The following is a 12,007-nucleotide window of genomic DNA, read 5'->3' as shown; positions in this document are numbered from 1 at the left end:
TAAATCAGTGTTAAATCCGCGCGAGTTTTAGAATTTTTAGAGAGTATTATTATTTTTAGCCTTTCGTTTCCAAGTTTTGAACTTTTGTTTCTTTTGACAAAAGAAAATGATCAATTTTTAATCTAACTATAATCTAAACATCACAGCCAAAGTCAATCTGCTGTCCGATTTTCTCAAATCCGGTCTCCAGGAATCAACAGGCGTGTCGATCCATCCATCGCGACTTGTCGTTCCTCCAGACCCTGCGAAATAAGGGATATTGCTTTTTCTGAATCCGTATTCCAATCTGAAAGTTACGAATTGATTCGGCATCAAGTCAACCGTTGCAGTTCCCTGAAACATTTTCAATTTTTCACCTTTTGCTAAAGCATCATTAAAATCATTATTCGCAACCGGAGAAGGGGAGAAGGCAAGATAAGCTCCCGGGTTGGACACAGCATCTGCCCTTAAAGATAAAGCAATTTTATTTTGATGGAACCAAAGTCTGTTGGCAATCGAAGTTCCGATCATATAATTGTCTTTTGCCTTCAAGCCGCCACCACTCTGAAATCCGTAATGGTTGTTGATACTAAACGCCGCTTGTGACAATCCGTTACTTTCCTTATTGTGATAATATCTTGCAACAATGCTGTGGTCATGGTGAAAACGACGAACATCGGGATTGTTTCTCGTGTCCTTTCCGTTTAAATAAAAATTGGCAACCAATTGTAGATTTTCATTCGGGCGGTAATAATTAGAAACGCCCAATCCAAGACCTTTATTCCATGAATTGTAGGTTTGCCATCCGTTCAACACCCAAAGTTCAACCTTATATTTTTTCGAAGGATAAGCCTGAACTCGCGCTCCCTGAAAATAGAAAGGGGTAAAATCGCAAGGCAAACTTCTCTGGTAATTCCAGTTTTCACCTAAAACATAGCTTTCCAAACCGATATAACTCATGAAAATTCCGGCTTCGACATTCAAACCATGCATCACGTTGAAATGATAACCTGCTGCTGCTTCCCGGATGTTTTTTAAGTTATTGACACTTGTGTTCTTCCCATGATTTACACTTCCATCCAGATCCTGAACAATAGATCCCATCTGCCCGAACTGAAGCCACAAACGACCGATCATATTTTTGTAATTCGTTTCTAAACCGATACTTGCCATGTTAATGGTAAATTCATTCGAACGCCCGATTGCAGAAGAAACAGTGTGTGTATTATCTTTCGGATTTCGGAAATCGTAGTTGTAATAGGCATCGACGTAAGTTACACCTGTTAAAATTGTTTCTCCGTCTTTATCTTTTAAGGTTAAAGGAAAGTCTGTCTGGCGGTTTTGACCGTTGATCCACGTCAGATCGTATCCGTCAAATGGAATTTTAGAATCATTTGTTTTTAAAGAATCTTTAGGTTTCAGGGAAACAGAATCTTGTTTGATTTCCTGAGCTTTGATAGGATTTAAAGCAAATAATCCTAATAAACAAATAGCCTGAATAGTTGTTGATTTCATTATATAAATATTGATAACAGTGTTGTTTTGTGTAGTTAAATTTTAAAGCGTTATGCAATCGACTTAGGAGTTGGAGGCGTTAAGAAAATTAATTCTGTGAACGTTAAGAAAATTCTGCTGTTTGAGCGTGGGACAAAAAATTGTTAATAAACCAAATGTTCAATCCGCGCGAGTTTTAGAATTTTTAGAGAACAGAAATAATTTTTAGCCGACAAATCCAAGTCTTGAACTTTTGTTTCTTTTGTTTTAAGACAAAAGAAATTATCGAAGTTGATCCAAAGCAATATTCAATTTCAAGACATTCACTTTAGATGACCCAAAAACAGAAGTTTCCGTTTGTTTTTTAATTAAATTTTCTAATTTTTCGATAGAAATATGTCTAATTTTTGAAACTCTTTTAATTTGATATAAAGCACCTTCTGGAGAAATATCCGGATCAAGGCCGCTTCCGCTTGCAGTGACCAGTTCAACAGGAACTTTTATGTTTTCCATGTCTGGATTTTGCATTTTCAGCGTATCAATTCTCTTTTGAACCATTTTCAAATATTCTTGATTACTTGGGGCTTTATTGCTTCCCGCACTTCCTGCTGCATTGTAATCTACCGCAGAAGGGCGACCGTGAAAATATTTTGGAGAAGTAAAACTCTGTCCAATGTTTGCGTAGAATTTCTGCCCTTTATAATTGATGATTTCTGCATTTCCCTGTGTTGGTAAAACTTTAGAACCTGCGTAAACAATACCTAAATAAATTCCAACGATAACAAGCATAACAAGTGTCAATCTTAATGCGGATAGAATATGATTTTTCATTTTTGAATTAAATTTTTGAATTAATTGGATGGAAGATGGGAGAGGGATGATGGAAGTTTTGCAGTGTGTTTTATACTTCCAGCCTCCAGCTTCAAACTCCCAGCTTTTAAAAGAACAAACTGATAAACAAGTCGATCAATTTTATTCCGATGAATGGAACAATAATTCCGCCTAAACCGTAAATCAAAAGATTTCTTCTTAACAATGCACTTGCTCCGATCGGTTTGTAAGCAACGCCTTTCAAAGCCAATGGAATAAGGAAAGGAATAATAATCGCATTAAAAATAATGGCTGATAAAATTGCAGATTCCGGACTGTGAAGATTCATGATATTCAGCTTTTGAAGTGCGGGAATAAACGTGATAAACAATGCCGGAATTATGGCAAAATATTTAGCAACATCGTTCGCAATACTGAAAGTCGTCAACGTTCCGCGAGTCATTAAAAGCTGTTTTCCGATTTCTACGATTTCAATCAATTTAGTCGGGTCATTATCCAAGTCCACCATATTTCCGGCCTCTTTGGCAGCCTGAGTTCCGCTGTTCATTGCAACGCCGACATCAGCTTGGGCTAGAGCAGGAGCATCATTCGTTCCGTCGCCCATCATCGCCACCAATTTTCCTTCCTGTTGCTCTTTTTTGATGTAATTCATTTTATCTTCAGGTTTGGCTTCGGCAATAAAATCATCAACACCTGCTTTTTCTGCGATAAATTTTGCGGTTAAAGGATTGTCACCCGTTACCATTACCGTTTTCACACCCATTTTTCTCAATCGTTGAAAACGCTCCTGAATTCCTGTTTTGATGATATCCTGAAGTTCAATCACGCCCCAAACCTGCTCATTTACGGAAACCACTAATGGAGTTCCGCCATTTTCAGAAATTTTAGTCGTGGCTTCCTGAGTTTCTGGAGGGAAAATATTTCCGGCTTTTTCTGTTAGCTTTTTAATCGTATCATAGGCTCCTTTTCGGATTCTTGTGTTTTCAAAATCGATACCTGAAGTTCTGGTTTCAGCCGTAAAATCGATATAAACCGGATTGGGAACGAGTAAATCTTCGGATTTTAACTGACTTAATTCTATAATGGATTTTCCTTCCGGTGTTTCATCGGCAACAGAACTCAATGCCGAAGCTTTAATAAATTCATCAAGCTCAATTCCGTTGGAAGGATGAAATTGGGTTGCTTTACGATTTCCAATCGTAATAGTTCCTGTTTTATCAAGAAGTAAAACATCGATGTCTCCTGCTGTTTCAACAGCTTTTCCGCTTTTTGTAATGACATTGGCTCTTAACGCTCTGTCCATTCCTGCGATTCCGATTGCAGAAAGCAGACCGCCAATCGTTGTGGGAATCAAACAAACGAAAAGTGATATAAATGCCGCAATGGTAATTGGCGTCTGCGCATAGTCTGCAAAGGGTTTTAAAGTAACTGTAACGATTATGAATGTGAGGGTAAACCCTGCTAAAAGTATGGTTAATGCGATTTCGTTAGGTGTTTTTTGTCTTGAAGCACCTTCTACAAGGGCAATCATCTTATCTAAGAAAGATTCTCCAGGTTTTGTGGTGACTTTCACTTTTATTCTGTCGGAAAGCACTTTTGTACCACCTGTTACCGAACTTTTATCACCTCCCGCTTCACGAATTACGGGAGCACTTTCTCCTGTGATGGCAGATTCGTCAATGGTTGCTAAACCTTCGATAATCTCCCCGTCCATTGGAATTTGGTCGCCTGTTTCACAAAGGAAAATATCGCCCAGTTTCATGTCTGCAGATTTTTTTAAAACGGTTTCTACCTGAAATCCCTGTTTGTTTTCAACAACAACTTTTGCGGGAGTTTCTTCACGGGTTTTTCTCAGTGTGTCTGCTTGTGCTTTTCCTCTTGCTTCGGCGATGGCTTCGGCGAAATTGGCAAATAAAACGGTGAAAAATAAGATGATAAATACTAAAAAATTATAACTAAAACTGCCTTGTGATTTGTCACCCGTTAAGCTGAATAAGCTTACGATAAGCATGACCACTGTTCCGATTTCTACCAGAAACATGACAGGATTTTTAAACATGATTTTCGGATTCAGTTTTACGAAAGACTGTTTGATCGCTTCGTTTACCAAATCTTTTTGAAACAATGTTTGGGATTGATTTTTCATTTTTTGAAAGAGTTATATCATTGGAAACCAATATGACCATTAAGACAAATCAAATTTTGAAAGTATTAAAATGGATAATATTATTAGAGTATGAAAAGTGACGATATTTCTTAATCTAATTTGCTTAATGGTTTCCTATTGATTTTTAATTATTTGGAAAATTTTTCTTTTTTGAACCATTAAGATTTATTTAAGGAGTTAAGCTTGAATTAAGAAAATATTCAAAGAATATTTTAAACTTAATAATTTGATTAGTTTAATATTCTTAACTTCTTAAATCTCCTTAATGGTTCAATTATTTAATTTTATTTAGAAAAATATTGAAGTTGTTCCGCAATCGGGCCTAAAGTCAACGCTGGGAAGAATGAGAGTGCAGCAATTAATAGAATCACGGCTAAAGTCATAAATCCGAAAGTTGCGGTATCTGTTTTCAATGTTCCCGAACTTTCCGGAATGTATTTTTTCTGGGCTAATAGTCCTGCAATCGCAATTGGGCCAATAATTGGGATGAATCTTGACAACAGCAAAACAATTCCTGTTGAGATATTCCACCAAGGCGTATTGTCGCCCAAACCTTCAAATCCGGAACCGTTGTTGGCGGAAGAAGAGGTAAATTCATACAACATTTCACTAAAACCATGAAAGCCAGGATTGTTCAATGTTTTTGTTCCAAATTCAGGAAAATAGGCTGTTAAAGCTGTTCCAACTAAAATTAAAAATGGATGAAATAAAGCCACAACCATCGCGATTTTCATTTCTTTGGCTTCAATTTTTTTACCTAAAAATTCAGGCGTTCTTCCGACCATCAAACCACTGATGAATACAGCCAGAATAATGAAAATGAAGTAGTTTAAAATTCCTACTCCGCAACCTCCGTAGAAACAATTAATCATCATTGCCAACAATTGATTCATTCCTGAAAGAGGCATCGTGCTGTCATGCATCGCATTCACCGAACCTGTTGAAATCACCGTTGTAGCAATGCTCCAATAAGCTGAAGCTGCACTTCCAAAACGAATTTCCTTACCTTCCATTGCTCCGAGATGAGGATCTGTTCCCATTTGAGTAATCAACGGATTTCCATGGGTTTCATTAATAATATTCGGAATTGTTAACGCCAAAAAACCGATAGTCATTACTGCAAAAATTGTCCATGACAATTTTCTTTTCTTTAAATAAAATCCAAGTGCGAAAACTAAGGCAAATGGAATAATCATTTGGGTGACCATTTCGGTCATATTTGTCAGATAATTCGGATTTTCAAGCGGATGAGCAGAGTTGGCTCCGAAAAATCCACCGCCGTTTGTTCCCAAATGTTTAATTGAAATGAATGCAGCAGCAGGTCCTCTGGAAACATCAACTTTCTGACCTTCCAAAGTTGTGATATGGTCTTTTCCTTCGAAAGTCATCGGACTTCCGTTGGCGGAAAGGATGAAGGCTACAATAATACTTATCGGAACCAAAATTCTGGTCATGGATTTGGTGAAAAAATCGTAGAAATTGCCTAATTCCGTCGTTGTTTTATCTTTAAATGCTTTGAAAAGCACTGCCATTGCAGCCATTCCCGTCGCTGCGGTTACGAATTGCAAAAACATCAAGTATAATTGACTCAAATAAGAAATGCCTGTTTCTCCTGAATAATGCTGTAAATTACAATTTACCAAGAAAGAAATTGATGTATTAAAAGCCAAATCCGGTGACATATTTGGGTTTCCATCTGGATTTAAAGGTAGCCATGATTGATTCAATAAGATAAAGAATCCAATGATAAACCAAACAATATTGATGGTTAACATCGCAAACATATTTTGTTTCCAGGTCATTTGTCTGTTTGGGTTGATGCCTGAAATTTTATAAATGAAATTTTCAATCGGCTGAAAAATTTTATCTAAAAAAGTTTTTTTATAACCATAAATATCAGCAATATACTTTCCAAGGAAAATGCCGATAACTAATGTGATAGCGAACATTACTATAATGCCTAAAATTTCTGTATTCATGATTTTTGATTAAAATTTTTCAGGTTTCATTAAAACATAGCAGATGTACACAAAGGCGAGTATCGAAAGGAAAAATAAACTCCACATAATTTTTTATATTTTATCAAAAAATTCAACGGATTTGTATAACATCCAAAATAATACGATACATAGGAGGATTAAACTTACCAACATCATAATGCAACGATTAAGGTTAACACAGTGAAGATTACATACGAAACCATCAGCAAGCTCAGTTTTGAGTGCTCCCGTTTTTTGAACGTTTTTCTTGAAATTTTCATTTTTTAAATATTTTATTCTAAAAACCATAATGCCAAAAGAAAGTCCAATCTATCGATTTGTGATGTAATTTGTTTATTATTAGTATGTTGTTGGTTTTTTAGGTTGTGTCAAAAAATAGAAAAGCCTATCAAAATGATAGGCTCGTTATTAAAATGATAGGATTGTATTTTTAAACCGTTAAGTTTTTATTTAAGGAATTTAGAATATTTAAGATGAGCTTCACTTTAAGTAAAAACTGAATTTATTAAAGCTTAATAAAACTTAACTTCTTAAATAAACCTTAATGGTTTGATTTTAAAATTTATCTCAAATCATATTCTTCCAATTTGCGATACAATGTTGCAATCCCGATTTCAAGCAATCTTGCCGCTTCTGCTTTGTTGCCTTTTGTATATTGTAAAACTTTTAAAATATGTTCTCTTTCTAAGGATTTTATACTTAAAGAATCTTTTTCTGTAGAAATTTTTTCAGTATAATGAGGTAAACTTTCAATGTCTAAAATACTGTCATTCATTAAGATTAAACTTCTTTCAACCGTATTTCTAAGCTCACGAATATTTCCTTTCCAGTCGTTTTTTTCTAAGGTTTTGTAATATTCGGGAGTGACCTGAACATTGGAAATATGTAATTTTTGAGAAAAAACATCAACGAAATTTTTGGCCAAAGCTTTCAAATCTTCTTTTCTTTCCCGAAGCGCAGGAAGCCTGATTTCAAAAATATTTAATCTAAAATAAAGATCTTCACGAAAATGTCCCTGTTTTATTTCTTCTTCCAGATCACGGTTTGTTGCAGCAATCAACCTGAAATCTGATCTTGAAACTTTGGTTTCACCAATTTTGATGAATTCCTTTGTTTCCAAAACTCTAAGCAATTTTGCCTGAAGTTCTATTGGCATTTCACCAATTTCATCTAAAAATAAAGTTCCTCCATTAGCTTCTTCTATCAAACCTTTTTTGTCTTTTATAGCTCCCGTAAAGGCTCCGGCTTTATGTCCGAAAAGTTCGCTTTCCAGAATTTCTTTACTAAAAGCAGAGCAGTTGATTGCCACAAAATTATTTTTCTTCCTTTCGCTTCCTTCATGAATAGCGTTCGCAAAAACTTCTTTTCCGGTTCCTGTTTCGCCGGTCAAAAGGACGGTTGCATCGGTTAAAGCTACTTTTTCTGCTAGCTTTTTTGCCTGAAGAATTAGTGGAGAAGTTCCGATAATTGTTTCAAAGCCTTTTTGGTAAGAACTTTTCTGAATAATTTTAGATTTATTATCCTTTACTTTTTCCAAAGCTTTATACACCAACGGAATAATTTTCTCGTTATCGTCACCTTTTACTAAATAATCGTAAGCTCCATTTTTCATAGCCTGAACTGCATCGGTAATATTTCCGAAAGCAGTCATTAAAATGATTTCCAAATGAGGATGTTTTGTTTTAATAGATTTTATAAGATCAACGCCGAATGCATCAGGAAGTCGAACGTCGCTCAAAACAACATCAAATTCGTATTGTTCGAGCATCGTCATTGCAGAACGTGCGGTTGAGGCTTCTTTTACGTTAAAATTTTCTTGGGAAAGGATCATTCCTAATAATTTTAGGAGCTTGATCTCGTCATCGATGATCAGTATGTTTCCGTGCATGGTGTAATATTTTGGAAAACTTCTGCAAACTTAGAGAATTATTTTGGATAAATAAGGTTGGAGTGTTTTAGAGTTGTAGGGGTTTGTGGGTTTTTAGGGTTGATGGGTAGGAGAATATTTCATTAAGATTACGGAATTATTTTCACTTTCTGCATTTTCATTTATTTCTACAAAACCAATTTTTTTATAAAGATGATAGGCTTTTAGATTGGTAATTTTCACTTCAAGAAAAATGTCAATAACTCCAAAATTTTTATTTGTTTCTTCAATCGTTTTTTTTATTAAACAGGCTCCAATATTATTGCCTTGAAATGCCGATTGTACGTACATTTGATAAATATTTCCTTTACCGTTTTCATCTTTAACAAAAGTGCAGATTCCAATTAATTTTTTTTCATGAAAAGCACCGACCACAAATCTTTCTTTTGTCTGATTTTCAATATCGAATTCAATTCTTAATTTTTCATTTTTTGCAGCTTTTTCATAGCTCACGCCAAAAGATTCTGGGAATTTTTGTAAGCTTTCCAGCCTGATATTTCGGTAGAGTTTACTTTCTTTGGGCAATAATTTTCGATATTGAATGTTCATTTTTTATGAGAATAAATCGGTGTTGATTTATAATTTTATTTACTGTAAATTAAAACTATAGATGCAATAATAAGGAATTTTTGATTTGTTCTTTTCTGAATCCTTACATTTGTATACATTCTGAATTGTAAGAATGAAAATGAGTTTATTTATGACGGATAAAAGATACGACGAAACACTTCATACAGATAAAAATAATTACGAATATATCACCATTTCCAACGACGAAAACAAGGTAAGAATTTATACTTTAAAGAACGGTTTAAAGGTTTTTCTTGCGCAGAATTTCGATGCTCCGAGAATTCAGACCTATATTCCTGTGAGAACGGGAAGTAATAATGATCCGTCTGATAATACGGGTTTAGCACATTATCTTGAGCATATGATGTTTAAAGGTACCTCAAAAATGGGAACGCAAAACTGGGAGAAGGAAAGTGAATTATTAAACCAGATTTCTGATTTGTACGAGGCTCATAAAGCCGAACAGGATACCGAAAAAAAGAAAGAAATCTACAAAAAAATAGATGAAGTTTCTCAGGAAGCGAGCCAATTTGCGATTGCTAACGAATATGATAAAGCGATTTCGTCATTGGGAGCAACGGGAACAAACGCTCATACCTGGTTTGATGAGACGGTTTACAAAAATAATGTTCCAAACAATGAGCTTGAAAAATGGCTGAAAGTTGAAAAAGAACGTTTTTCTGAATTGACTTTGCGACTGTTCCATACCGAGTTGGAATCGGTTTATGAAGAATTCAACCGAGCGCAGGATAATGATACGCGATTGGTGAATTATGAGTTGATGGATGCGCTTTTTCCAACACATCCCAACGGTCAGCAAACGACTTTAGGAAAAGCTGAACATTTGAGAAACCCTTCTATGAAGGCGATTCATAAGTATTTTGATGAATATTATGTTCCTAATAATTATGCAATGGTTTTGGTGGGTGATTTGGAATTTGACGAAACTATTCAGTTGGTCGATCAGTATTTTGGAGCGATTCCTTACAGAGAGTTACCTGCAAAAACTGCTGTTGTTGAGAAACCGATGACGGAAATTGTAGAAAGAACAGTTAAAAGTCCGACTACGGCTAGGATTCAGCTGGCTTGGAGAACCGACAGTTATGGAACGAAAGAGGCTATGCTGGCGGATATTGTGGTGAATATTTTAAGCAATAGAGGAGAAGCGGGATTGATGGATTTAAATATCAATCAGACTCAGAAATTACTTTGGGGGCAGGCTTTTTCAGTAGGCTTAAAGCAATACGGATATTTTTCACTTTTTGCTGTTCCGAAGGAAACTCAGACTTTGGATGAAGCTAAAGATTTGGTGTTGGAACAAATCGAATTAGTGAAAAAAGGAGAGTTCCCAGACTGGATGCTCCCTGCGATCATCAATGATTTCAAATTACAACGTATGAAAGCGTTGGAAACGGCCGACGGTCTGGCTACCAATCTTTACGATACTTATATTAAAGGAAGAACTTGGCAGCAGGAACTGAATGAAATGGATGAATATTCACAGTTCACAAAACAGGATGTCGTAGATTTTGCCAACGAGTTTTTTAAAGATAATTATGCCATCGTTTATAAAGAGAAAGGTATTAATGATAAATTATTAAGGGTTGATAATCCGGGAATTACGCCAATTAAGATTAATCGTGAGGCGCAATCTGAATTTTTAAAGGAGATTTTAGACGAAAAAACAGAAGATATTCAGCCTGAATTTATCGATTATGATAAAGAAATTCAGACCGATTTAATTAAAGATAAAAAAGTAAGTTTCGTTAAAAATAAATATAACGATATTGCTCAGGTGTATTTTATTTTCCCTTTTGGGACAGATCACGACAGAGATTTAGGAATTTCTACTCAGATTTTGGAATATTTGGGAACGAGCCAATTTTCGCCTGAAGATCTGAAAAAAGAATTCTTTAAAATCGGAGTAAACAATGCCTTTAAAATAAACAATGACCAAATCATTATTTCGTTGAGTGGTCTGGAAGAAAATATTGAAAAAGGAATTGAGCTGCTTCAGCATTGGATGCACGATGTAAAGCCGGATCAGGAAGTTTATCAGCAATTTGTAGAAACGGTTCTTGAAAATCGTGCGGCGATGCGAAAAGATAAAAACAGCATTATGAAAGCGCTGGTAAATTATACCAAACTAGGTTCTGATTCGCGTTACAGAGATATCATTTCAAAAGAAGATCTTGAAAATTCGAATGTTGAGGTTTTTACAGACAGAATGAAAAAGCTCTTCAGTTTTCCTTATCAGGTCTTTTTCTATGGTAGGAATTTTGAAAATTTTAAATCATATATCGTCAATTCGATTGAAAATGTAAGTCTTCAAATTCCTGAACCTAAATATTACCCAGAACCTGAAACCAAGGGGAATGTGTACTTTACAGATTATGATATGGTGCAGATGGAGATGAGCAAAGTGGGAAAAGGACATTTTGTAAATACCGGAAATTTTGGAAAAATCAATGTTTTTAATGAATATTTCGGAAGAGGTTTGTCTTCGATTGTTTTCCAAGAAATCCGTGAGAGTAAGAGTTTAGCGTATTCTGCTTACGTTTCTTACGCGGCTAATTCAGAATTGGGACATCCTGATTATATTACGACATACATCGGAACTCAGCCGGATAAACTGCAAATTGCCGTGGATACGATGGATGATCTGATGAATGAGCTTCCGGAAGTGACCAATCAGTTTGAGAATGCTAGAAATGCAGCGTTAAAACAAATTGCTTCAACTAGAATTACGAGAACGAATATTTTCTTCAATACTTTAAAGTTGAAAAAATTAAACATTTCTCACGATTTTAGGAAAGATATTTATCAGCAGATTGAACAACTGAAGTTTGAAGATGTTAAGGAGTTTTATCAGACAGAAGTTAAGCCGATTCACTTTAATACAGCTATTATCGGTAAAAAAGAAAATCTGAATATGGAGGCGGTTAACCAAATGGGAACCTTCACCGAAGTGAGTATAAAAGATATTTTCGGACATTAAACCAAAAAACAGGCTGTTTCAATTGAGACAGCCTATTTTTT

General features: G+C 35.3%; 7 protein-coding genes. 1 reads left to right on the top strand and 6 read right to left on the bottom strand.

The window, feature by feature from the left end; translation table 11 throughout:
* Positions 1 to 126: 126 nt before the first annotated feature.
* From ABEG63_RS06565 to ABEG63_RS06540, 6 genes are all read right to left on the bottom strand, one after another.
* The gene (locus tag ABEG63_RS06565) at positions 127 to 1,494 is read right to left on the bottom strand and encodes an outer membrane beta-barrel protein (RefSeq protein WP_346583858.1); all 1,368 of its coding nucleotides are present in this window, start codon (positions 1,492 to 1,494) and stop codon (positions 127 to 129) included.
* 261 nt (positions 1,495 to 1,755) lie between these two features.
* Positions 1,756 to 2,304 carry a potassium-transporting ATPase subunit KdpC gene (kdpC, locus tag ABEG63_RS06560; protein ID WP_346583857.1) on the bottom strand — a complete coding sequence of 183 codons (549 nt, stop codon included), beginning with the start codon at positions 2,302 to 2,304 and terminating at the stop codon, positions 1,756 to 1,758.
* A 106-nt stretch (positions 2,305 to 2,410) separates the two neighbouring features.
* Complete coding sequence (kdpB, locus tag ABEG63_RS06555; RefSeq protein WP_346583856.1) at positions 2,411 to 4,450, bottom strand: potassium-transporting ATPase subunit KdpB; 2,040 nt, start codon at positions 4,448 to 4,450, stop codon at positions 2,411 to 2,413.
* 305 nt (positions 4,451 to 4,755) lie between these two features.
* Entirely contained in the window at positions 4,756 to 6,450 is a 1,695-nt protein-coding gene (kdpA, locus tag ABEG63_RS06550; RefSeq protein WP_346583855.1) for a potassium-transporting ATPase subunit KdpA, read from the bottom strand.
* A gap of 583 nt (positions 6,451 to 7,033) precedes the next feature.
* The gene (locus ABEG63_RS06545) at positions 7,034 to 8,359 is read right to left on the bottom strand and encodes a sigma-54 dependent transcriptional regulator (RefSeq protein ID WP_346583854.1); all 1,326 of its coding nucleotides are present in this window, start codon (positions 8,357 to 8,359) and stop codon (positions 7,034 to 7,036) included.
* 93 nt (positions 8,360 to 8,452) lie between these two features.
* A complete protein-coding gene (locus ABEG63_RS06540) occupies positions 8,453 to 8,947 on the bottom strand; it encodes a GNAT family N-acetyltransferase (protein WP_346583853.1) in 495 nt (164 codons plus the stop codon).
* A 151-nt stretch (positions 8,948 to 9,098) separates the two neighbouring features.
* On the opposite strand from ABEG63_RS06540, the gene ABEG63_RS06535 reads away from it, so the two are divergent.
* Complete coding sequence (locus tag ABEG63_RS06535; protein ID WP_346583852.1) at positions 9,099 to 11,966, top strand: insulinase family protein; 2,868 nt, start codon at positions 9,099 to 9,101, stop codon at positions 11,964 to 11,966.
* Positions 11,967 to 12,007 lie beyond the last annotated feature (41 nt).

Source organism: Chryseobacterium sp. C39-AII1, from assembly GCF_039672645.1.
Classification (GTDB): domain Bacteria; phylum Bacteroidota; class Bacteroidia; order Flavobacteriales; family Weeksellaceae; genus Chryseobacterium.
The sequence above is the reverse complement of the archived record's forward strand: the minus strand, read 5'-3'. Positions and strand labels throughout refer to the sequence as shown.